Origin of the sequence: Hymenobacter negativus, assembly GCF_017571495.1 — a bacterium.
Classification (GTDB): domain Bacteria; phylum Bacteroidota; class Bacteroidia; order Cytophagales; family Hymenobacteraceae; genus Hymenobacter; species Hymenobacter negativus.
In genome coordinates, this window is sequence record NZ_JAGETZ010000005.1 from 296,898 (window position 1) to 320,568 (window position 23,671).

13 protein-coding genes are annotated in these 23,671 nt (G+C 60.7%); 7 read left to right on the forward strand and 6 right to left on the reverse strand.

All coding sequences use genetic code 11. The features are described 5' to 3' along the window. Window positions 1–19 precede the first annotated feature (19 nt). The 3 genes from J4E00_RS13620 to J4E00_RS13630 all read right to left on the reverse strand — a co-directional run bounded on the left by J4E00_RS13620 (window position 20) and on the right by J4E00_RS13630 (window position 3,269). Window positions 20–616, reverse strand: a complete 597-nt coding sequence (locus tag J4E00_RS13620; protein WP_208175723.1) for a TetR/AcrR family transcriptional regulator — start codon at window positions 614–616, stop codon at window positions 20–22. 121 nt (window positions 617–737) lie between these two features. Next, window positions 738–1,781, reverse strand: a complete 1,044-nt coding sequence (locus J4E00_RS13625; RefSeq protein ID WP_208175724.1) for a glycosyl hydrolase — start codon at window positions 1,779–1,781, stop codon at window positions 738–740. A 159-nt stretch (window positions 1,782–1,940) separates the two neighbouring features. After that, entirely contained in the window at window positions 1,941–3,269 is a 1,329-nt protein-coding gene (locus J4E00_RS13630; protein WP_208175725.1) for a rhamnogalacturonan acetylesterase, read from the reverse strand. A gap of 170 nt (window positions 3,270–3,439) precedes the next feature. Here J4E00_RS13630 and J4E00_RS13635 point away from each other — a divergent pair, with 170 nt between their 5' ends. The 7 genes from J4E00_RS13635 to J4E00_RS13665 all read left to right on the forward strand — a co-directional run bounded on the left by J4E00_RS13635 (window position 3,440) and on the right by J4E00_RS13665 (window position 20,495). Further along, window positions 3,440–4,519 (forward strand): glycoside hydrolase family protein, encoded by a 1,080-nt coding sequence (locus tag J4E00_RS13635; RefSeq protein WP_208175726.1) that lies wholly within the window; start codon window positions 3,440–3,442, stop codon window positions 4,517–4,519. A 90-nt stretch (window positions 4,520–4,609) separates the two neighbouring features. Further along, on the forward strand, window positions 4,610–6,121 hold the full coding sequence (locus J4E00_RS13640; RefSeq protein WP_208175727.1) for a sialate O-acetylesterase: 1,512 nt from the start codon (window positions 4,610–4,612) through the stop codon (window positions 6,119–6,121). Between the two features lie 458 nt (window positions 6,122–6,579). After that, window positions 6,580–9,771, forward strand: a complete 3,192-nt coding sequence (locus J4E00_RS13645) for a SusC/RagA family TonB-linked outer membrane protein (protein WP_208175728.1) — start codon at window positions 6,580–6,582, stop codon at window positions 9,769–9,771. A gap of 82 nt (window positions 9,772–9,853) precedes the next feature. Next, window positions 9,854–11,443 (forward strand): RagB/SusD family nutrient uptake outer membrane protein, encoded by a 1,590-nt coding sequence (locus J4E00_RS13650; RefSeq protein WP_208175729.1) that lies wholly within the window; start codon window positions 9,854–9,856, stop codon window positions 11,441–11,443. 224 nt (window positions 11,444–11,667) lie between these two features. Then, window positions 11,668–14,709, forward strand: a complete 3,042-nt coding sequence (locus tag J4E00_RS13655; RefSeq protein WP_208175730.1) for a glycoside hydrolase family 2 protein — start codon at window positions 11,668–11,670, stop codon at window positions 14,707–14,709. A gap of 110 nt (window positions 14,710–14,819) precedes the next feature. Next, on the forward strand, window positions 14,820–18,257 hold the full coding sequence (locus tag J4E00_RS13660) for a DUF4450 domain-containing protein (RefSeq protein ID WP_208175731.1): 3,438 nt from the start codon (window positions 14,820–14,822) through the stop codon (window positions 18,255–18,257). Between the two features lie 48 nt (window positions 18,258–18,305). Next, window positions 18,306–20,495, forward strand: coding sequence for a hypothetical protein (locus tag J4E00_RS13665; RefSeq protein ID WP_236049763.1), 2,190 nt, complete (start codon window positions 18,306–18,308; stop codon window positions 20,493–20,495). Window positions 20,496–20,559: 64 nt separating this feature from the next. On the opposite strand, the gene J4E00_RS13670 is transcribed toward J4E00_RS13665, so the two are convergent. From J4E00_RS13670 to J4E00_RS13680, 3 genes are all read right to left on the reverse strand, one after another. Then, complete coding sequence (locus tag J4E00_RS13670; RefSeq protein ID WP_208175732.1) at window positions 20,560–21,225, reverse strand: response regulator transcription factor; 666 nt, start codon at window positions 21,223–21,225, stop codon at window positions 20,560–20,562. Between the two features lie 6 nt (window positions 21,226–21,231). After that, on the reverse strand, window positions 21,232–22,170 hold the full coding sequence (locus J4E00_RS13675) for an efflux RND transporter periplasmic adaptor subunit (protein ID WP_208175733.1): 939 nt from the start codon (window positions 22,168–22,170) through the stop codon (window positions 21,232–21,234). 118 nt (window positions 22,171–22,288) lie between these two features. Further along, window positions 22,289–23,656: a sensor histidine kinase gene (locus J4E00_RS13680; protein ID WP_208175734.1), complete on the reverse strand. Its 1,368-nt coding sequence runs from the start codon at window positions 23,654–23,656 to the stop codon at window positions 22,289–22,291. Window positions 23,657–23,671 lie beyond the last annotated feature (15 nt).

Here is a 23,671-nt window from a genome sequence, read left to right on the forward strand (position 1 = left end):
AATTTTAAGCAAAAAAATATCAGACAACCAATTCAGTTTCAATCAGGTGCTCGATGTGGTCGAGGCTGGTTAAAAGCGCCGTAGGGCTGCCCGTTGTCTTGGAAACAAGAATCCCTCCCTCGATGAGGGTAATGAACAAGCTAGCGTAGCGGCTGGCGTCGGCCGCAGGCTTGATTTCGCCGGTTTGCTGGCCTTTTTCGATAAGGTGCACAATGTTGCGGTGCCATCGGGCCAGACTGTCCTGCACGCGTTGAAGTAGGGCTGCGGGTGGGGCGTCGTCGCATTCCACGGCTGCGTTCAGGATGGGACAGCCGCCGTGCTGCTTCATCAGGGGATAACGCTGGCGGTAGAACCGGGGCGTGGCCAGCAGCTGCTCGCGTACGGTGCTGCCGTTGAGGGTACCGGCGCGCAGCCCTTCATTAACCAGCCCCAGGTTGTAGTCGAAGGCCGCCAGGGCCACTTCTTCCTTATTCTCGAAGTTGCCGTAAATGGCGCCTTTGGTCAGGCCGGTGGCCGCCGTGAGGTCATTCAACGACGTGCCGGCGTAGCCCTGTTTGTTGAAAACAGGGGCCGTTTGCTCGATAATGAACTGGCGGGTGCGCTCGGCCTTTGACATGATGACGGTGCAAATATACCGCTTGGTATTAAAACGCAGAGGTCGCCGGAATGTTTTTGGGCACTTGAGATTTTAAGTTGTGGAACGATGTAGAAACGCGACCCTTCACGTTTCTACATCGTTATTTAGGCTTTGCCAACTGCACGAATGTGGGCTTGTCTCGGTCACAAATCAATCTTCCGTCGTTGAATTCCAGCTCTGTCACCTGAATCACGCTGCGCTTGGCGGCAATGGAATTGGCCGGGGCGGGATTGGCTTTGCTACGGCCGGGGTGGGTGAAGTAGAACAGAAAAGCACGGCCGTTGCTCACCACCACGTCGCAGTGGCCGCCGATGGCCTGGTCGTCGCGGCCCTGGCCGGGGAGTTCGAGGAGGCGTTCGGGCTGGGGCTGCCAGTGCAGCAGGTCGGTGGAGTGGTACACGGCCATGCCTTTCCACTGGTCGATTATCATCCAATATTGTTCGTGCCAGTGGAAGACTTTGGGGCCTTCGCCGCGCTCGTTCAGGGCCTGGCCACGGTCGGTCCAGTGGCGCAGGTCGGGACTGTCGGTGTAGTAGATTGATTTATGGTCTCGCTCGTTGTTGTACCACAGGCGCCAGGTACCATCGGGCAGCTTGAACACGCTGGCATCAATGACTTTATCGGTGACAAGTGGCAGGGTTTGCACATACTTCCAATTCAGTAAGTCGGTGCTGCTGAGCTGGACGATGACGCGCGGGTGATTCCAGTCGGTAAACGTGCCGGGCACGTAGGTCAGAAACATGTGGTACATGCCCTTGTCCTGCACAATATCGGGTGCCCAGTGGGTGTAGCCGGGGTTGGGACGGTAGGCTATGTTGGCCGTGTCGCGGTAGCGCCAAGTCGTGCCGCCGTCCCCGGATTCGGCGATGCCGATGCGGGTGCCATGCACCCAAGTTACGCCGGTGGCGGTGGTATCGGTGGCGCGGCGGTTGGTGTAAAACATCCACCACTTCCGCATCTGCTTGTTCCAGATAATGACGGGGTCGGCTACACCGTCGTATATCGGGTCGCTGAACAGTGGCTTGGGTGCAGGCTGGGCGGCTGCGTTAGAAACGGAGGTAGCTTTAGTAGCCTTCTGGGCCCTGGTTTGGCTGGGACTAATCAGCAGTGCGAGGTACAGTAGGAAGGGGAGGAGAGACTTCATGGGGTGTTTTTATAATGCTGGCGCTGCCTGACGCGGGCAACCTCACCCCAACCCAGTTTGCTTAAAGTACGAAGCCTTAGAAGAGGGGAGCCGGGCGACTCGTAGCGTAAGCTTTAGCTTATGCAATCGCCAGAATTTAGTCGTGCCGCCTAGCCATTTTTAATTCCCGTCTGGCTTGGTCACTTCACTACGGGGACTGTCCATCCAAATCCAGTTGGCCAGCGCGTCCGGTTTAGCAGGGTCGAAAGCAGGGGTGTCGTTGCGCAGGAATTTCACCAGGCCTAATTTGTTGGCTTTGATTCCTTCCACCACACATTTGGCGATTTCGTAGGCACCGTAGGGATTGAAATGAGTGTTGTCGGCCAGCGCCGCGGTTTGGCCGGGGTAGGTGTTGGCGGGGTAATGGACGAGGGCTTTTTTCGACTCTTCCACGCCCAGGGCTTCGTAGAGCTTGGCCGTCATGGAGTTGAGGTCGATGAGGGCCACTTTTTCTTCCTCGGCTACTTTGCGAGCGGCGGCGGGGAAATCACCGAGGCTGTTTTCAATCCGGCCATCAGCTCCGAAGGTGCGGCGGCTGGTAGAGGTGACGATAACCGGGATGCCACCCTTTTTGCGCGCTTCCTGCACGAAGAGGTGCAGCCGCTCGGTGTAGGCTTTCCAGGCACCGTCGTTTTCGCCCTTGTCCTTCTGGTCGTTGTGGCCGAATTCGATGAAAAGGTAATCACCGGGCTTCATTACGCTCAGCACTTTGGCCAAGCGTTTCGAGCCCAGAAAGCTGCCCAGCGTGAGGCCCGATTCGGCGTGATTGGCCACGGCCACACTGGGCTTGAGGAAGCGCGGCAGCATCTGACCCCAAGCCGCCCAGGGCTCGTCGTCCTGGTTTACCACGGTAGAGTTGCCGGCCAGAAAAACCGTCACGGCTTGCGGCGCCGGGGTGATTTCCAGCGCGGCCAGGCAGGGGTTGGTGCCGTCGAACTCGAGGGTGAGGCGGTCATCCCAATCCAGCTTGCGCAACTCGCGGGGCTTGAGGCTCACGGTTTCGGTGTCGTTGATACGGCGGCTCTTCACATTCAGGGTGAAGGTTTGGGTGGTGAACTGGCCGGGCTTGGTCGTGGTGGTTTCCAACAGCAGGCGGCGCGATTCAGCTTTCAGAAACGTGCTGGAAGGCCCTTTGGCGTCGCCCAGCGTCACGGTCACGTTGTAATTGCCCTCGGGCAGGTTGACGGAGAAGTAGAACGGCTGCTTACTGGTCACAAAATCGCCTTTCAGCGCATCCTTGCCACCGCGGTCCACGCCTGTTACCGTTGTGCCGAAATCGAAACCATAACCCATGGTGGCGGAGTAGGCCGCCGTGGGCAGCACCTGCTGGTAGCCAGTGGCCGTTTTGCCAGGGCCAAAATCGAATTTGAACGTGGTTTTTGGCGCTTGCGCGGCAGCTGAGGCGGCCAGCAACACCCCAGCAGCGGCAGCAAAGAAGATTGTTTTCATAGTGCGGAGTAGGTGGGAAATCACTGATGGGCTAAAAGTACCCTGAGCCCCCGTCGATGCATACCTGCACCGTCATGCCCGCGAGGTGACGGCAGAGTGCAGGAGAGTACGGCCAAGACAGCAGGCTTCCTTGCAGCGTCAAGTCCCTCCGCTCCAATTCCCACCCGATTATGCTGGCTCGCCGCACGTTTCTGACTGGTTTGCTCCTGACCCCATTCACACGTGCGCTAGCGGGCTTTGCCGGCCGGTTGATTGACTACCCCAAGGCTGATTTTGCGAAGTTCAGCAAGCACCTGAAGCCGGTAGGGCGGGCGTTGGAGCTGCCCGACTACTACGTGTGGTGCAACTCGCCCATCTACGGGCCCGATGGGAAGGTGCACGTTTTCTTTTCGCGCTGGGTGGCCAGCAAGGGCATGGGCGGCTGGCTGAATGGCTCCGAAATCTGCCATGCTGTGGCTGACAAGCCGGAAGGCCCCTTCGCATTTCAGGAAGTGGTGCTGGCCCCGCGCGGCCCCGGCTACTGGGATGCCACTACCTGCCACAACCCCAGCATTCAGTTTGTGGATGGGAAGTACTGCCTGTTTTTCATGGGCAATTCCAACGGCAAAACCGACACCAAGCGCATTGGTCTGGCCACCGCGCCCAGCCTCAACGGCCCCTGGACGCGCCCCGAAGCGCCCCTGTTGCTGCCCGGCCCCGCCGGCGCCTGGGACGACCACTGCACCACCAACCCCGCCTTCCTCAAGCACCCCAACGGCCAGTACTGGCTCTACTACAAGTCGTGGAATACCGGGGAGTACGAGGAAGCCAAGGGCAAGGAAATTCGCGGCAACCGCAAATACGGCCTGGCAGTTTCGGACAAGTTGGAAGGGCCCTATGAAAAGTTTGCCGGCAACCCCGTCATCGACTTCTCGAAGCAGGGCAACAACAAACAGTTCGAAGATGCCTTTGTGTGGCGGCAACACGGCAAGTTCAACATGCTGGCCCGCGACATGGGCGTGTATAGCCAGGAAGTGGGCCTCTACCTCGAATCCGAAGACGGCAAAACCTGGACCTTCCCCAAAATCGCCTACCTGCCCATCCGCGACTACGGCGTGACGGAGCCGCCCGCGCCGCCCAAGCTCAAGCGCTACGGCCGCCTCGAACGCCCACAACTGCTGCTCCGCGATGGCAAGCCGGAATACCTGTTCTGCGCCTCGCAGGGCGGCAAAAGCATGACGGCCTCGGCCTTTATCCTGAAGGTGAGCTAGCGTCCCCGGTCCGACAGGGGAGCCGTCGGACCGGAAAATTTACATCAACCTGACAAACTCGCGGACTAAAAGTACGCGCCATTGCTTACCATGCGCTACTTCCTGCTGCTGTTCCTGTGCCTGCCATTCTTCAGCTACGCCGATGTTACGCTGCCCGCACTACTCGCCGACAACCTGGTATTGCAGCAGAAAACCACCGTGGCGCTCTGGGGCTGGGCTGCTCCCGGCGAAACCGTGACGGTGGCCGCCAGCTGGCAAAAGGCGCCCATTAAAACCACGGCCGACACGCAGGGCAGCTGGCTGGTGCGCGTTCCTACCGGTAAGGCAGGAGGCCCCTACACCATCACCATTCAGGGAAATAATAAGCTTACCATTAGCAATGTGCTGCTGGGCGAAGTATGGCTGTGCTCGGGGCAGTCAAATATGAAATTCTCGGTGGATAAAGGCGCTGCTAAGTGGATGACTGGTGTTAAAAATGCGGCTGAGGTGATGCCCCAGGCGAAATTCCCAGCCATTCGCATGTTCACGGTAGCGGAGCGGGTAGCCGATGTGCCAGAACGCGACGTAGCCGGCTCCTGGACGGTGTGCAGCCCCGAAACCGTGGGCAAATTCTCGGCAGTAGCCTACTTTTTCGGGCTCGAAATCCATCGGAAGCTCGGGGTGCCAGTGGGGCTCATCCACGCATCGTGGGGCGGTACGCCGGCCGAATCCTGGACGCGGAAGGAGATACTGAAAAACAACCCCCTGCTCCGGCCCATCCTCGCCCGCTACGAAGCCGGCCTGACCCAGCGCCCGGCCTATGAACTGGCCCTGGCAGCCTGGAAACAGGAGAAAGCTGCCAATCCGCAAAGCAAAACCCCCAAGCCTGCCGAGCCGCTCAGCGCCAGCAGCAATAAATCGCCGGCCAAGCTATACAACGGTATGATTCGCGGGTTGGAGCCATATACACTACGCGGCGTTATCTGGTACCAGGGCGAGAGCAACGCCGAGCGGGCTTACCAATACCGCACCCTTTTCCCGGCGATGATTGCCAGCTGGCGCCAGGACTGGCAGCAGCCCGAGCTGCCATTCTACTTCGTGCAGATTGCGCCGCACAAGAGCCAGAACGCCGAAATCCGCGAAGCGCAGCTGGTGAGCTGGCAAACCGTGCCCCACACCGGCATGGTGGTAACCACCGATGTGGGCGACTCGCTCGACATTCATCCCCGCGATAAGCAGACCGTAGGCCACCGCCTGGCGCTGTGGGCACTGGCCAAAACCTATGGCGAGAAGAACCTGCTGTATTCCGGTCCCCTCTACAAAAGCATGGAAGTGAAGAATGGGGAGGCGCGCCTGGCTTTTGACTATGCCGCCGGTCTTGACGCCAAAGATGGCGCCCTGCGCGAGTTCACCCTTGCCGGTCCCGACAGCGTGTTTCATCCCGCGCAGGCCCGCATTGAGGGCCGTGCAGTGGTGGTGAGCAGCCCGCAGGTGGCGCAGCCGGTAGCAGTGCGCTTCGGCTGGAGCAAGTCGCCGATGCCTAACCTATTTAATGGTGCAGGACTGCCAGCGTCCCCATTTCGCACCGATAACTGGTGGGCACTCACTCAGGGAAAAAATTGATTTGTACGAACCTGGATAAGGAGCAGGAGGGTGCGTGAAGGCCACTCAATTGACAAAGAGGAGTTTTGTGATGCAGTCAGGATTCGTGGTGTGCTGATACAGTGCGTCCAATAAAGGACCTAATCACCAATTGCTCTGCCCTGCACCTGCCTGCTATAGAGGGTAGTGAATAAAGCCGGTCTTTGATAAAGACAATTTTTTATTCGTGGCGGATGGTCTGTGTTGCGCTAGCGCTAGGAAATAGCGGATAAAAAACTACAAAAAGACCCCAAGATTTCATTCAAACTGCCCTGAGCAGTACGCTACAGGAGAGTAGGGCTAAACCAGGATTCTAATATTGGCCCCAGGTTCCGCCTCCTATGCGCCGCTTATCTGTATTTAAAAAATCTCACCCACTCATTTCCCACATGAATAAATTATACTCTTGGCAACGTTTGCGGACTGCGGCGTGCCTGCCAATGCTTTTGGTAGCGGTGCCGCCTGTAGTGGCGACGGCTGCCGTGCGTCCACCCCGGCACGTATTGGCTGAGTGGCCACTCACTGGCAAAGTGACCTCGCCCAATGGTGAAGGCCTGCCCGGTGTGACAATAGTAGTGAAAGGCACCACGTTAGGTACCACTACCAACCCCGACGGGTCGTTCAGCGTTTCGGTGCCGGATAAATCTGGTACGCTGGTATTCAGTTTTATCGGATTTCATACCCAGGAGATAACCTATTCAGGACCTGGTAACTTTACCGTTGCCCTGGCCGACGATACCAAGAGCCTCGACGAAGTAGTAGTAGTGGGCTACGGCACCCAAAAGCGCGGCGACGTGACCAGTGCCATTGCCACCCTCGATGCCCGCAAGCTGGAAGAGCGGCCCATTGCCCGCGTCGACCAAGCCTTGGTAGGCCAGTTGGCGGGTGTGCAGGTAAAGCAGACCTCGGGTGTACCCGGCCGGCCCTTCAGCATTCAGGTGCGGGGCGCGGGCTCTATCTCGGCCGGCAACGAGCCGCTGTACGTGATTGATGGCTTCCCGCTCGAAACCGTGGGCGCCAGCAGCAACGGACGTTTCGGCAGCGGCAACCCGCTCGACAACATCAACCCCAACGATATTGAGAAGATTGAAGTGCTGAAGGATGCGGCCGCGGCCGCCATCTACGGCTCGCGGGCTGCCAACGGCGTGGTGCTCATCACCACCAAGCGTGGCCGCTCGGGCAAGCCCCAAATCAGCGTGAATACCTATGTAGGGGGCTCCCGCGCCGCCAAAAAACTCGACCTGCTGAGCGGTGAAGAGTGGGCTTCACGGGCTACGGAAATCATCAACAACAACTGGGTGAAATCGACGCCGACCACACCAGGCGCCGTTCAGCGCACCGCCAGCCAGACCACGGCCCAACGCCGCCAGATTCTGGGCCTGACCGGTAACAACGTCAACCCTGACCTGATGCTGGACGACCGCTGGGCCATGCCCGGCCACCCCGGCCTGACCTACGTGGATTGGCAGGATGAGCTATTCCGCACGGGCATCAGCCAGAACTACCAGGTGAGCGCCGCCGGTGCTACCGACAACGTGAACTACTACGTGTCGGGCAACTACAATGACCAGCAGGGTTTTGCGCTGGGCCTGGGCTACAAGCGCTTCACGGCCCGCGCCAACGTGGAAGTAAAAGCCAGCGACAAACTCAAGTTTGGCATTACGATAAACCCAACGTACTCCATTTCGAAAGACCCCGGCATTGAGGGCAAGGACGCCCGCTTTCACCAGCTGCTCTCCGAAACGCCGATTGTAGAAGATACGGCCGGCATAAATACCGCCTACGGCAAAAACGACGCCTACCGTTGGGGCGTAAGTACGGCAAGCCCTATCGCCGTCATCAACGCCTACGAGGGCGATACCCGCAACTACCGCACGCTGGGTACCGTGTTTGGAGAGTATCAGCCCATCAGCGGCTTGCGTTTCCGCTCCACGCTGAACTTCGATAACAACGAGTCAACCTCGACATCCTATGTGCCGCCGGCCCGCAACCAGACCACTTCGCTGGCCAGTGGCTCGTACAGCACCTACCGCCGCCAAACGTTCGTGAACGAGAACACGGCTACTTACAGCAAAACCCTTGGCAAGCATGATTTTTCGCTGCTGGCGGGGCAGTCCTACAACTTCTCGCGGCTCGATAACAACAGCGCGTCGTCGTCGGGGGGCTTTGTAAACAACACGGTGCGGACCCTGAACGGGGCCGTGGCCATTACGACCAGCGGCCCCACCGCGTCGCAAAGCGTGCTGCTGTCATACTTCGGCCGTCTGCAATATGCTTTCGATGGCAAGTATCTGCTCTCGGCCAGTGTGCGCCGCGATGCTTCGTCGCGCTTCGGCTTCGAGGACCGCGCCGGGATATTCCCGGCCGTGTCGGCGGGCTGGCGCATCTCGCAAGAATCGTTCCTGCAGTCCGTTACCTTCCTGAGTGACTTGAAGCTGCGCGCCAGCCTGGGCTACTCCGGTAACAACACCATCGGCGACTACAGCAGCATTGCCACCCTGGGTGTAAACAACTACACCTTTGGCGGCCTCATCGCCCCCGGGCAGGCTCCCAACAAAGTGGGCAACTCGCAGCTGAAGTGGGAGCGCAACCGCACCATCGACTTCGGTGCTGACTTCGGTGTGCTGAAAAATCGCTTCACGGCCACGTTCGATTACTACACCAAAAACAGCCTCGACCTGCTCCTGAACGTGCCCGTACTCACAGGCTCGGGCTTTAGCACCAACCTGCAAAACATTGGTGAGGTACGCAACACCGGCTGGGAAGTGGAGCTGAACACCCGCAACCTGGAAGGCGCACTTTCCTGGACGACCTCTTTCAACCTGAGCCACAACGAAAACAAAGTGGTGCACCTGGGCCCCGGCGATGCCACCATCGAAGTGCCCAACGGCCTCGATACACCCAGCAACATCCTGCAAGTTGGCTTGCCTGTATACAGCATCTTTGTGGTGAAGCAGAACGGCATCCTGACTCAAGCCGATATCGATACTAATGCGCCCGGTACCGACATCAACCAGCGCGTGGGCATCCTGGCCGGCCAGACCGCCGGCGACGCCAAGTACGAAGACTTCAACGGCGACCATAAAATTGACGTGAACGACCGCCAGGTGGTGGGCAACCCCAACCCGACCTACACCGCTGGCATCACCAACACGCTACGCTACAAAGGCTTTGACCTGAGCTTCCTGGTGCAGGGCCAGTATGGTGGCTCCATCTACTCGACCCTGGGCCGCGCCATCGACCGCACCAGCCTGGGCTACAAGGAAAACAACCTGGGCCGTGCCCGCGACCGTTGGTTCTCGTCCGAAAACCCCGGTGCCGGGGTGAAGGGCAAGGCAACGGGCAACTTCGGCTTCATCCGCAACACCGACTGGCTGTACTCGTCGAACTACTACCGGGTGCGGACCATCACGCTGGGCTACGACCTGGGCCAGCTCATCGACAAGCGCATTGCGCAAGGCGCCCGTGTGTATGTGACCGCTGAAAACTGGTTTGGCGGGGATAAATACACCGGTGGCCTCAACCCCGACGCCCTCAACACCGGCAACACCGGCACCTTTATCTCGGGCTCGGACTATGGTGGACTGCCGCTGGCCAAAACCCTCGTGCTTGGTCTTAACCTCACTTTCTAAATCAGGCACGGATTTGAGCTGAAAAGAACGTCATGCGCAGCATAACCTTCTGAAGTACGCCTTTCTTCCCTTAAAATTCCTCATGAAAAAGATATTCCTTAGCTTATCCCTGGCCTGTGCGCTGGTTACTCTGGGAGGCTGTGAAAAGGACCTGGACCAGACGCCAATCTCGAACGGCTCGGTGCCAGATTTCTACAAGACGGCGGCCGATTTCGACCAAGCCATGTCGGCTGTGTACAGTTCCCTGCGGGGCTACCCTGACCGGGAAGTTATCCTCTCCGAGCTGCGGTCCGACAACATGTTTGCCGTAAGCTCCATCGGCTCGCGCGACTGGGACCCCGTCAACAACTTCTCCGCTGCCTTGCTCGTGGTGAACCCCTACGTGGCCGATGCCTGGGCATCGGACTACTCCACCATCTTCCGGGCCAACACCATGCTGGCCCAACTGGCCGAGAACGGGGCCGTGACGGGTTCGCTGCGCACCCGCTACGAAGGCGAAGCCAAGTTCATCCGGGCCTTTATGTACTTCGACCTGGTGCGCAAGTTTGGCCGGGTGCCCGTGATTGATAAGCCCCTCATTCCGCAGGATGTGGCCAAGATTGGGCGCAGCGAAGTATCTGCTGTGTACAACCTGATTGAAGATGACTTAAAGGCGGCCATCAATGCCCTGCCCGCTGCCTACACCGCCAGCGGCGTCGGGTCTACCTCGGGCGTGGGCCGGGTCACAAATGGCGCAGCCAAAGGAATGCTTGCGCTGATGTACCTCACCAAGTCGGGCCCCAACTATGGCATCGACGGCCCTGGCCTGGCCAGCAATGAGTACGGCAAGGCCAACACGCTGCTCGATGAGCTCATCAACCGCACCGGAACCCCCGTTTCGGCTGCTTACTCTCTGCAGTCCAGCTACGCCAATATCTTTTCGCCCACCAACGAAAACAACTCGGAGGTTCTTTTTGACATTCAGTACATTTCCAACGGTTTGGGAACACTAGGCTCGTCGTTCATGAACGTGGTGGTGCCTGATATTTACTACACGTCGCCCACGTTGCTGGCCCTGCCTTTTTCGGCTGGTTCGGTTGAAATTAAACCCGTGTCCAACGACCTGAACAATGTGTCGTACGACACCACCCGTACCCGCCGCGACCTGCGTCGCGCCGTGAACATTCAGCAGGGCTACACCAACGCCGGCACCACCGACCCACGCCCCTTCTACAAAAAGTATCTTAACGTGGCCGCCAAAGGCACTAGCCGTACCGACTGGGGCACCAATTTTATCGTGCTGCGCTACACCGATATTCTGATGATGAAGGCTGAGTGCGAGGTGCGCAACGTAGGCGGCTCGGCTGCCAGTGCCGCTGCCCGTCTCACCCCAATACGCACCCGCGCCGGCCAGCCCGCCTTCACTACCCTCACGCTGGAAACCCTCATGGAGGAGCGTCGCCGCGAGTTTGCCGGCGAAAACCTGCGCTGGAACGACCTCATGCGCTCTGGCCTGGCCCTGACCACCATGAACGCCTGGGCAAGCCGCGAAGACCCTACAACATTGCCAAACGGCCAGCGGCGGGATTATAAAATCGTGCGCCCCATTCCGGCCGAACTGCTGCTCTACCCCGTGCCGCAGGTGGAGCTAAGCTCGGCTCCCGGCGTTTACACTCAGAATAACGGATACTAATCAAGATTGAGACCTGAGGCGTTGCGCCCGGTTTTGGCCTCCTGGCGGGGCTGGAGCCGGGCGCAACTGCGTTCCTATTCGACTCCGTTTCAACCAGCTGTTGGGATAGCGCGGATAGAAAACGGCAACTGCCCAGCCCGCGCGGGCAGTCCATACCCCACAGTACAGGATGGTGCGCTCGGAAGCTGCGGCTTCTTTTGTGACACTCCTTCTTTTTCCACTCAATGCCGAAAGCGAATTTCCACCTGCTTGCGAAGGTCTGGCGCTACTGCTGGCTACCGCTGCTGTGGAGCCTAAGTGCCGCCGCCTGGGCCGCGCCACCCGCCGCCGGGCGCACGAAGTATAGTTTCAACCCCGGCTGGCAGGTGCGGGTAGGGGAGGCGCCCGGCGCCGAAGCTGCCGCGTTTGACGATGCCAAATGGAAAAGCGTGACGCTGCCCTACGCCTGGAATGAGGACGAGGCTTTCAGCAAGGACATTAAGGATTTGAGCACGGGCGTGGCCTGGTACCGCAAGCATTTCCATCTGCCGGCCGGGGCTGTGGGCCAAAAGGTGTTTGTTGAGTTTGAGGGGGTGCGACTGGCTGGCGAGTTCTGGCTGAACGGCCAGCGTCTGGGCCTGCACGAAAACGGCGTGATGGCCGTGGGCTTCGACCTGACGCCCTACCTCAAGCCCGCGCCGGCCGACAACGTGCTGGCCGTGCGCACCGACAACGACTGGGACTACAAGGAGCGCGCCAGCGGCCAGACTTTTCAGTGGAGTAACCGGAACTTCAATGCCAACTATGGCGGTATCCCCAAGAACGTGTTCCTGCACGTCATGAGTCCGCTGCACCAGACGCTGCCGCTGTTTTCGGCGCTGGGCACCACCGGCGTATATGTATATGCGCAGGACTTCGACGTAGCCGGCGGCAAGGCCACGGTAGTAGCGGAGGCGCAGGTGAAGAACGAGTTGTCGGCGGCCCGCACTTTCCGCTTCGAAGCCACGGTGCTGGATGGGGAGGGCAAAACCGTGGGCACCCTGAGCGGTGGCGAAACGACCCTGCAGCCGGGTGAAACAAAAACCGTGAAAGCCCAGAAGCATATTTCAGGCCTGCATTTCTGGAGCTGGGGCTACGGCTATCTGTACACGGTTTCGACCCGCCTGCTAGTCGATAATAAGGTGGTGGACGAGGTGCAAACCCGCACCGGTTTCCGCAAAACCGAATTTGCCAACGGCCTTATCAAGCTGAACGACCGGGTGATGATGGTGCACGGCTACGCCCAACGCACCAGCAACGAGTGGCCCGCCGTGGGCCTGGGGGTACCCGCCTGGCTTTCCGACTACAGCAACGGCCTGATGGTGGCCGGCAATGCCAACATGGTCCGTTGGATGCACGTCACGCCCTGGAAGCAGGACATCGAAAGCTGCGACCGGGTAGGCCTGCCGCAGTCCATGCCCGCCGGCGACGCCGAAAAAGACGTGGCTGACCGCCGCTGGGGCCAGCGCCTGGAGTTGATGCGCGACGCCATCATCTACAACCGCAACAATCCCAGCATTCTGTTTTATGAGGGGGGCAACGAGAGCATCAGCGCGGCCCACATGCAGGAATTGAAGGACATTCGGAATCAGTACGACCCGCACGGCGGCCGGGCCATCGGCTCGCGCGAGATGCTGGATATTCCGGCTGCCGAATATGGCGGCGAGATGCTCTACATCAACAAAAGCGCTACCAAGCCGCTATGGGCCATGGAATACTCGCGCGATGAAGCCCTGCGCAAGTATTGGGACGAATTCTCACCGCCCTACCACAAAGACGGCGAAGGGCCGAGTGCCTACCATTCGGTGACGACCAATACCACCGAGAAAAAGCCGGATGCCAGCGCCTACAACCGCAACCAGGACTCGTTTGCCCGTGAGGACGTTATTCGCTGGTACGACTACTGGCACGAGCGGCCCGGCACCGGTACCCGCAGCAGTGCCGGCGGTGTCAACATCGTTTTCTCCGACACCAATACCCACTACCGGGGCGCGGAAAATTACCGCCGTAGCGGCGAGGTGGATGCCCTGCGCATTGCCAAGGACGGCTACTTCGCTCATCAGGTAATGTGGGATGGCTGGGTAGAGCCTGAGAAGGCCCGCACCCACCTCATTGGCCATTGGAACTACAAAGCAGGCGTGGTGAAAAATGTGGATGTAATATCCAGCGGCGAGAAGGTGGAGCTGTTTCTCAATGGCAAGTCGATGGGCTTTGGCCAGCAGCAGTACCGCTTCCTGTTCACCTTCCCGAACGTGGCCTGGCAGCCCGGCACCCTGCGCGCCGTGAGCTACGACGCCACCGGTAAAAAAGTGAGCGAAGCCGAACACCAAACCACCGGCCCAGCCGTGGCCCTGCGCCTCACGGCCACCACCAGCCCCGCCGGCCTGCACGCCGATGGTACCGACCTGTCCTTGCTGCAAGTGGAGGCAGTGGATGCTAAGGGCCGCCGCTGCCCCACAGCCCTGAACATGGTCAACTTCAGCCTGAGCGGCCCGGCCGAATGGCGCGGCGGCCTGGCGCAGGGCCCAGGCAACTACATTCTGAGCAAGAACCTGCCGGTGGAAGGCGGTGTGAACCGCGTACTTATTCGCAGCACGACCCAAGCTGGCAAAATCACAGTCACGGCCACGGCTGAGGGACTGAAACCAGCCACGGTCAGCCTGAAGTCGCAGCCCGTGCTGGTGGAAAACGGCTTGGCCACGCAGCTGCCCGGCGCTGATTTGCCGGTGAGCTTGCGGCGCGGGCCCACGCCGGCCGGGCCATCGTTCACGGTGTCGCGGGTGTCGGTGCCTATCACCGCCGCCACCGCCAATTCCAACCCGACCAATGCCACCTACAGCTTCGATGACAACGAGTTGTCGGAGTGGGTTTCGGACCGCAAGGAGGGCCGGCCGTGGATAGAATACACGCTGGCCCGCGCCGCGCCCATCAGCCAGGTGGCCATGAAGCTGACCGGCTGGCGCAACAGTACCTACCCAATCCGCATCCTGATAGATGGGCAGGAAGCTTTCAGCGGAAAAACCGAGCGCAGCCTGGGCTACTTTACAGCCGTTTTTCCGCCGCGTACGGGCCAGAAAGTCCGCATTGAATTAACAGGCCACACCCAGGCCAAAGACGCCTTCAACATCACCGAGCTGGAGACGCCCAAAAATGCCACCGCCGCCACGGACCAAGCCGGCCCGCCCGGCACACTCGGGCTGGTGGAGGTAGAAATGTATGAGAAACCGGCTGTTGCAAACCGGCCATAACTATGCAATTACAGTGTTTTGCTTGCGCAACGAAACCTCACCCCATCACCCCCTCTCCAAAAAAGAGGGGGCACCGGTTCGTGAGGACGATTCCGATAGGTGCATTTCCGATGCCCCCTCTTTTTTGGAGAGGGGGTCAGGGGGTGAGGTTGACGCGGTGGGCGACACTCGTTCTCCTATTCCTCCTAACTCTCACTGCCCACGCTCAAACCCCGCCGCCGCTCTGGCACAACCAGCCGCGCACCCTCCGCTACCGGCCTGAGGGCTCCGACTTTGTCATCACCAACGGTACGCACCGCTTCACACGCGCCCTCTACGGCACCAATACCGCCTTCCGTGTAGAGGCTGGCGACTTGCCGGAATTTGCGCTCTACCTACCCGGCATGGGCGGTAACATGAAGTTCGGCCTGCTGGCCAACGGCCAGAGCAAGTGGCTGGTTAAAGCCGAAAACATTGTGGCCCGCTACCGGCCGGGCAGCATGCTTTACGACATCACCGACCCACTGCTGGGCTCCGGCACATTGCATCTCGAAGTGCTGGCCATGGCCGATGCCGAAGGCCTGTTGGTGAAGGCCCGGTTTGAAAACGTGCCGGCCAAAAAGGTGCAGCTGTTGTGGGCTTTCGGCGGAGCCACGGGCAAGAAGTTTAGCCGCGACGGCGACATCGGGGCCGACCCAGAATCCAGCTTTTATCTGAAGCCAGAGTACTGCCAGGGCAATGCATTTGAGCTGAAAAAGAATGCCTTTACCTTGAGCTACAGCATTGCCAGCAAAGCAGCCGCTCCGGCACCGCTCAAAACCCTCCTTGGCATTGTGCCACCCGGCGCCCAAAACCACATAGCCGATGCCGCGCAACAGGAAAGTCCGCAGCAACTGTTTGCATCGGCGGCTACGGCCACGCCAGTGGCGGTGGGCGTGCTGACGGCGAAAGCAGGCGAAGACTATTATTTCGGAGTGCAGAAGGCAGAGCAGGCCGCGGTTGTGACTTACAAAACACTGCCCGCCGCCTTTGCCCGGGCCGAGGCGGCGCGGACGGCCCTCGCTAGCCGCGTCAGCGTCAGCACCCCCGATGCTTACCTCAACACCCTCGGTGGAACGCTGGCCGTAGCCGCCGATGCCATTTGGGAAACGCCCTCTTACATGCACGGCGCGGTGGCCTGGCGCATGCGCCTCAACGGCTGGCGCGGCCCCTACGCGGCCGACCCGCTGGGCTGGCACGACCGCGCCGCCACGCACTTCCGCGCCTACGCCAAGTCGCAGCTGACCAGCCCGCCCAACGGCCCGGTAACGCCCGATACCGCTTTGCACCTGGCCCGGCAGCTGGAAAAGCTGGGCACCACCGTGTTCAGCGAAGGCTACATTAGCCGCAACCCTGGCGGGGATTTCCGGCCGCACCACTACGACATGAACCTCGTGTTCATCGATGAGCTGCTGCGCCATTTCAACTGGACCGGCGACCTCGCCCTGGCCCGCGAAATGTGGCCCTTGCTCCAGCGCCACCTTGCTTGGGAGAAGCGCAACTTCGACCCCGACGGCGATGGCCTCTACGATGCCTACGCAGCCATCTGGGCGTCCGATGCTCTGCAGTACAGCGGCGGTGGCGTCACCCACAGCTCGGCTTATAACTACTACGCCAACCGCCAGGCTGCTGAATTGGCCCGGCTATTGGGCGAAAACGCGGCGCCGTACCACCAGGAGGCCGCCCGCATCCGCCAGGCCATGCAAAGCCGGCTGTGGCTGACAAAGCTGGGTTGGTATGCCGAGTACCAGGATGCGCTGGGACTCAAAAGTCTTCACCAGTCGGCGGGGCTGTGGACCATTTACCACGCCATCGATTCGGAGGTGCCCGAAGCCCTCGACGCCTACCAGGCCACGCGCTACATCGATGCCGAAATCCCACATATTCCGGTGCGGGCTGCCGGTCTGCCCGATGCTGGCTACTACTTGCTCTCAACCACCAACTGGCAGCCCTACGACTGGTCGTTGAACAATGTGGTGCTGGCCGAAAACCTGCACACATCCCTGGCTTACTGGCAGGCCGGCCGCGGGCAGGATGCCTTTTTGCTCTGGAAAAGCGCCCTGCTCGAAAGTATGTACCTGGGCAGCAGCCCCGGCAATTTTCAGCAAATTTCCTTTTATGACAATTATCGCGGCGAGCTATACCGCGACTTTGCCGACCCCATCGGCATGGCGGCCCGCTCGCTGGTGGAAGGCCTGTTTGGCATCCGCCCCGATGCCCTACACGACACGCTGCGGGTGCGCCCCGGCCTGCCCGCCGCCTGGGATTCGGCGTCTTTGAAAGTGCCAGACGTGACGTTCCGCTACCGCCGCCAGGGCCAGCGCGAAACCTACACCATTGCCCAGCGCCTGCCGAAACTGCTGGCGCTCCAGCTGCAAATCCCGGCCCTGGCCGATGACGTGGCTTCGCTGAAAGTGAACGGCCAGCCCGCTGCGTGGCGCAACGTAGCTACCGCCGTGGGTCGGCCACTTGTCGAAATCAACAGTGCTCCGGCGGCGGGCTACCGCATCGAAATAGAGTGGCAGGGCGAAGCGCTGGACCCTGCCGCGTCCCTAAAAACAGCTTCGGTTGGAACAGTTGTTTCCACCGGTTTTGCCCATGCGCAAGCCGTCGCCGTGGCCGACCCTCAACAGGCCCTCAGCCAGGTGCAGCTTACTGGCTCAACACTGACGGCGCAGCTGGCCGGCGCGCCCGGCAGCCGCACGGCCTTCATACAGCTGAAGCAAGGAAGGCTGGCTTGGTGGGAGCCGCTGAAAACAGTGGTAGCAAGTCCGACTGGTACCGGCAATGCGTTAGCGGCGCCTGCCACCTGGGAAACGGTGGACCTCAGCGCTGCCTTCAACGACCGGGTGACGCAGATTTTCCGCAACAATTACCTCACTCCGCGGACCCAAACGGCCACGCTGGCGCTGCCCACCCAGGGCATCGGCAACTGGTGCTACCCGCTCACCCAGGCAACTATTGACGATGCTGGCCTGCGCCAACTGGCCGGGGCCAAGAACGAAATTAAACTACCTACCGGTGTGCCGCTGCGCACGCCCGGCGCGGGCGGGACGAAGAACATTTTGTTCGTGTCGCAGTGGGACAATTATCCTCACCAGGCCACGCTGCCGCTGCGGGGGCAGGCCAGCCGCGCCACGTTACTCATGGCCGGCAGCACCAACCCCATGCAAAGCCAGCTAGTGAATGGCGAGGTAACAATTACCTACACCGACAACACCACCGCCACGCTCCCCCTGCGCAACCCCGACAACTGGTGGCCCATCGAACAGGACCTGCTGGACGACGGCTTTGCCTTCCAGACGGGTGCTCCCAAGCCCTGGCGCGTCCACCTCAAAACCGGCCTCATTGCCCAGGATTTCAACCAATTCACCAGCATTAAAGGCTTCAGCACCCGCGCCATCGACGGCGGCGCAGCCACCGTGCTGGAATTGCCCTTAGACCCAAAGAAAAAACTCAAAAGCCTTACCGTGAAAGCGCTGGCCAATGACGTGGTGATAGGGCTGATGAGTGTAACGCTGGGGCGTTAACCCTCACCCAAGCCAGCCCGACGTAACCAGATTGAACTTGAATTCCCTATGAAAAAAACGAACCTAGAACACCCGTCAGGCTCCTCTCTCCATCGAAGAGGAACTGGGGGTGAAGCCCCACGGCTGGCCATCCTGCTACTTGCCTTCCTACCATTAGCAGCACAAGCCCAGCCCATCAACCGCCAGGCTGTGGTGGAGCGCCATAAAGTCGTCGTCACCAACACCGACTCGCTCAATTCGCTCTCCGTGGGCAATGGCAAATTTGCTTTCACCGCCGACGTGACCGGCCTCCAGACTTTCCCGCTGCACTACGAAAAAGCCCTGCCGCTCGGCACCGAATCGGAGTGGGGTTGGCACCGCTTTCCAAACAAAGACGGCTACAAATTTGAGCAGAGCCTGCGCGAATACACCTTGAATGGCCGCAAAGTGAGCTACGCCGTGCAGGTGAAAACGCCCGGTAACAGAGAATCGGGCGACTACTTCCGCGCCAACCCGCACCGCTTGCAGTTGGGCAATCTGGGCTTCATCATCCTGAAAAAAGACGGCCAGCCGGCCAGTATTCGGGATATTAAAAACATCCACCAGGCGCTGAACCCGTGGACCGGCGAAATCCAGAGCCACTTCACGGTAGAAGGCGCGGCGGTGGATGTGGTAACCGTCGGCCACCAGACGCAGGACGCGGTGGCTGCTAAAGTGACTTCCGAGCTGCTGAAAACCGGCCGACTGAAAGTGGCTTTGCGTTTTCCTTTCCCCACCGCTGGCTGGGCTGATATGGCCGTGGACTACACCCACGACGACGCGCACAAATCGGCCATCGTGGAGCAGAAAGCCGGCCGCGCCCTGCTCACCCATCAGCTCGATACTACCAAGTATTTTGCCGCGCTGAGCTGGTCCCAAACCGCCACGCTGGCAGCCGGCCGGCCGCACGAATACCTGCTCACGCCCGACCGCAAAAGCGCGGTGCTGGAGCTGAGCTGCCAGTTCACGCCACTTAAAGCCAAAGCTTCAGCCCCAACCTTCGCCGCTACCCAGGCCAACAGCCGCCAGCAGTGGCAGGCCTACTGGCGCAGCGGTGGGGCCGTCGATTTCGGCGGCACCGCCGACCCGCGCGCCAAGGAGCTGGAGCGCCGCGTGGTGCTCTCGCAGTACCTCACCCGCATCCACAACGCCGGCTCGCAGCCGCCGCAGGAAACCGGGCTGCTCCTCAACAGCTGGTACGGCCGCCCGCACCTCGAAATGCACTGGTGGCACGCGGCCCATTTCGCCCTCTGGGGCCGTCCCGAAATCCTGGAAAAAAGCCTGACCTGGTACGCCCGGCCCGATGTGCAGGCCGTAGCCAAGGGCATTGCCCAGCGGCAGGGCTACGCCGGCTGGCGCTGGCAGAAAATGACCGACCCCTGGGGCGAAGAAGGACCGTCATCAGTGGGCGCGTTTCTCATCTGGCAGCAGCCCCACACCATTTATTTTGCCGAAGAAGCCTACCGTGCCCACCCGAATGCCGCCACTCTGAAGCTCTACCAGGAGCGGGTAGCCCAAACGGCCGAATTCATTGCGTCCTACCCGTTTTTTGAGAAAGACAAAGGCCGCTACATCCTGGGCAAAGGCGTGATTCCGGCCCAGGAACGGTTCAAAGCTGAGGAGACATTTAATCCCACATTTGAACTGGTGTACTGGCATTGGGCGCTGGATATTGCGCAGAAATGGCGCGAGCGCCAGGGCCAGCCGCGCAATGCCCAGTGGGACGAGGTACTGGCTAAGCTCTCGAAATTGCCCGAGGCCAACGGCGTGTACCTGGCCGCCGAAAGCGCGCCCGATTCCTACACCAACCCCGAATACAAAACCGACCACCCCTCGGTGCTGGCTGCGCTGGGCGTGATGCCCGCCACCGGCCAGGTAGACCCTGCCACCATGCGCCGCACCTTCGACCTCATCTGGAAAGACTGGAGCTGGAACGACACCTGGGGCTGGGACTTCCCCATGACTTCCATGACGGCCACCCGCCTCGGCCTGCCCGAAAAGGCCGTGGATGCCCTGCTGATGAAGGTGCAGAAGAACACCTATCTGCCCAACGGCCACAACTACCAGGAAGGTCGCCTACCCCTCTACCTGCCCGGCAACGGCGGCCTGCTGGCCGCGGTAGCCCTCATGTGCGCCGGCTACGACGGCTGCAAAGAAGCCAACCCCGGCATTCCCAAAAACTGGAAAGTGAAGTGGGAAGGCCTGCAGAAAATGCCGTAAAAGCAGATTCTTTGAAAGAAAACTGTGCGAAGAAGAGTTGCCATGGCGGGCTTACAAACGGCTTCTAAGCTGCCATCAGGTAGCCGATGCCGCGCACAGTTTGCAGGAAGTCCGGCGGGGCGTGGCGGGCCAGAGCCTTGCGCACGTTCCTAACGTGCACATCAATGTAGTTCGACGCTTCGGTGCCTTTGCCGAGGTGGGCACCAAGTTCCTCGCGGGTAACAGCTTGGCCGCGGCGGCGCAGCAGGTGATGCACCAAATCGAACTGCGCCCGGCTCAGGTATACCTCTTGCGGCCCATAGCGCAGCAAGCGGCCGGCCAGGTCCAGCACAAAGCCTTTGCCGAAGCTGATTTTTGGCCGCTGGTGCCCAAACCGCTGCCGCCGAATGGTGCGTAGCCGGCGTTCCAGCTCGATGAGCGACACGGACCTGGCCAGGCAGTCATCGGCGCCGGCGGCGAAGCCCCGTAGCCGGGCGTCTACGTCGGAAGCATCGGTGAGGATGAACGACGAGGAATGGTCTTCGCGGCGCATGGCGTCTTGCAGCAGGGTGAGGCCGTCGCCATCGGGGAGGGCCTGGGCGAGCAGCACAAACTCGTAGTGCCGGCTGGCCAGCTTGCCTTCGGCAATGGTCAGGGTAGGGGCGGCGTCGGTCTGGTAGCCGGCCCGATGCAGAAAGCGCTGCGTGCTGTAGAGCCGAGTTTCTTCGGCTTCAACAATGAGAATAGCCATAGTTGCTTACTGTTTGGTTTCGGCCAGTATCCGTACCTGGGCGTGCATACCAGGCTTAAGCCGGTGGCCTGGATTGGGTAGCGTGCAGCGCACTTTCATCACCTTGCTGTCGTGGTCGAGCACGTGGAAAACCTTGTCGATGCGCCCGCGCAACGGCTGGTCGGGGTAGCTGAGGGTAGTGATTTCCAGCGTCTGGCCCTTGCGCACCCGGTCCAGGTCGGCCTCAAACACATTGGCCATCAGCCACACGCTGTCCAGGTTAGCTACGGTGAAGGCCGTCTGCATATTAGCGGTGGTAAAGCGCAGGCCTAGCGCTAGGTTCTTCTCGATGACGTAGCCCGCCAAGGGAGCGCGCAGCTCATTCAGGCCGCTTTTAGCAATGCTGTACACGCCCAGCTGCCGCTGGTTGCGGGTGTCGTTGCCCGTGGCGCGGGCTACTTCTACACGGGCCTTGTACACGTCCTGCTCGGCCGCTAGGCCGGCCTGGTACAGCTCTTCGGCCACCGCCAGGTTTTTGCGGGCCACAACCAGGTCGGCGGTGCCGGCGGTGTGTTGGTTTTGAAGGTCGGCTATTTCGCTGCTTTTCAGCACGGCCAGCACTTGGCCCTGGCGCACTTCATCGCCCAGCTCGGCGCCCACGCGCACCACCTGCCCGCCCACCAGCGGAAACACCCGAGCCGTGCGGTTGCCATCGGTGGCAATTTCGCCGCTCAGCACCAGCTCTTCCAGCGCCGGTTCGGGTAAGGCCCCGGAGACGGCCGCTTGCGCCTGTGGCTCAGGTTGGTTCAGCTCATCAACGGGCGACTCGGTGCACGCGCCGAGCAATGCTGCGCCCAGTAGAAAGCTCCAGCGGTAGCCCACTTTTCGGGCATGGACCTTGGGGTGAATTGCCGGATTTTGTGCGCTCCGGCGGGGCGTTGCAAATGGCAGAGGGACAGTTGTCATGGCAGGCAGCTAATGGTGAAGCTGCCGCAAGACTACAGGCGTGGCATTAGAATGCGATTAGAAAGGCTTTAATGGAATAGTCGTTCAGGCGGTGGGCCTCACCCAACCATAAAACCTCTTACGCCGTGGGCAGCAGCACCAGCACCGTGGTGCCGTGGCCCAGGCGCGAACTCAGCTGCAGCTGGCCGCCGTGGTGCTCAATGATTTTGCGGGCGAGCGACAAGCCCACGCCATGACCCGCTACCAGCCGGGCATTGGCTGCCCGGAAAAAGGGCTGAAATACCTGCGCCAGGTCGTCGTCGGCAATGCCGATGCCCTCGTCGCGGATGCGCAGCCGCACGCCCCCGGGTTCGTACTCCAACATGACACTCACGGGCTGCGGGTCGGAGTATTTCAGGGCATTTTCCAGCAGGTTGGTGAGGGCGCGGCTGAGCAGGGCGCGGTTGCCGGTGAGCTCCAGCTGCTCAGGCTCGGCGGGGAGGTAACCGGTGTGCAGGTGCAGGCGCGGGCGTTGGGTGGGCGTAATGGCCGCGCAGGCCTCGGCCAGCAGCTCATCCACGCGGATTACGGCGTCGTGCTCAGGCAGGTGGACTTCGGCCTGGGCCAGCTCCAGCAGGTGGTTGAGCAGGGAGTTGAGTTGGGTGAGGTCAGTTAGCAGGTCGTGCAGCGCGGCGCGGTAGGCGGCGGGCTCACGGTCGCGCGTGAGGGCCAGCTGCGCCTCGCCGATGCTGGCAGCCAGCGGCGTGCGCAGCTCGTGCGAGGCATTGCGCACAAATGCCCGCTGGCCCTCAAAGCTGCTTTCGAGGCGGTCGAGCAGGCGGTTGAAGGTGTGGGCCAGGCGCGCCAGTTCGTCCTGCTCGCGGCCCGATAGGTTTTCGGTCACGCGCAGGTGCAGGTCGTGGGCCGTGATGCGGTCCATCTGGTCGTTGAGGGCAGCAATGGGCCCCAGCGCCCGGCCCGCAAACAGGCGCCCGGCCGCATAAATCAGCAGCAGGCTGAGCACAAACAGCGAAGCCAGAATAGTAGCCAGGTAGCGCAGGCGGGCCTGGCCATATACATTTTCGGCCCCGGCCACTACCACGTATTGCCCCTGGTTGTCGTGGTAAAAAATGCCGACGGCCAGGCGCGGGCCGTCCTCAAAATACTCTTCGTGGCCTTCCTTAATGCGGGCCAGCACTTCGGGTGGCACCTCTAGCCGCGCATCCTCGCGCACAAAACGCACCTCGCCCCGCGCATCATACAGTTGAATGATTTCACCCGTTAGCGTACGCTGGTAGCGCTTCTGAAACTCCTGAAAAGCGGAGCTGCGCAGTTCGTCTTTCTCCAGAAAAAAGTAGGCCGCCACCTCGGCCCGGTCGCGTAGGCGCTGCCGAAACTCTCGCTGCCCGTAGTCGAGCTGCAGCAGGAAGGCCGTGGTAAGCACCACCAGCAGAATGACGGCCACCAAGCCCACAAACAGCCAGGTTAGTCGGTTACGGATGGTCATATTTTTAACCTTTAC

Coding starts and splice junctions, on each gene's coding strand:
- J4E00_RS13630 (WP_208175725.1), bottom strand. CDS start 3,269: ATGAAAACAATCTTCTTTGCTGCCGCTGCTGGGGTGTTGCTGGCCGCC.
- J4E00_RS13680 (WP_208175734.1), bottom strand. CDS start 23,656: ATGACCATCCGTAACCGACTAACCTGGCTGTTTGTGGGCTTGGTGGCC.
- J4E00_RS13655 (WP_208175730.1), top strand. CDS start 11,668: ATGCCGAAAGCGAATTTCCACCTGCTTGCGAAGGTCTGGCGCTACTGC.
- J4E00_RS13635 (WP_208175726.1), top strand. CDS start 3,440: ATGCTGGCTCGCCGCACGTTTCTGACTGGTTTGCTCCTGACCCCATTC.
- J4E00_RS13620 (WP_208175723.1), bottom strand. CDS start 616: ATGTCAAAGGCCGAGCGCACCCGCCAGTTCATTATCGAGCAAACGGCC.
- J4E00_RS13660 (WP_208175731.1), top strand. CDS start 14,820: ATGCCCCCTCTTTTTTGGAGAGGGGGTCAGGGGGTGAGGTTGACGCGG.
- J4E00_RS13645 (WP_208175728.1), top strand. CDS start 6,580: ATGCTTTTGGTAGCGGTGCCGCCTGTAGTGGCGACGGCTGCCGTGCGT.
- J4E00_RS13675 (WP_208175733.1), bottom strand. CDS start 22,170: ATGACAACTGTCCCTCTGCCATTTGCAACGCCCCGCCGGAGCGCACAA.
- J4E00_RS13625 (WP_208175724.1), bottom strand. CDS start 1,781: ATGAAGTCTCTCCTCCCCTTCCTACTGTACCTCGCACTGCTGATTAGT.
- J4E00_RS13665 (WP_236049763.1), top strand. CDS start 18,306: ATGAAAAAAACGAACCTAGAACACCCGTCAGGCTCCTCTCTCCATCGA.
- J4E00_RS13640 (WP_208175727.1), top strand. CDS start 4,610: ATGCGCTACTTCCTGCTGCTGTTCCTGTGCCTGCCATTCTTCAGCTAC.
- J4E00_RS13670 (WP_208175732.1), bottom strand. CDS start 21,225: ATGGCTATTCTCATTGTTGAAGCCGAAGAAACTCGGCTCTACAGCACG.
- J4E00_RS13650 (WP_208175729.1), top strand. CDS start 9,854: ATGAAAAAGATATTCCTTAGCTTATCCCTGGCCTGTGCGCTGGTTACT.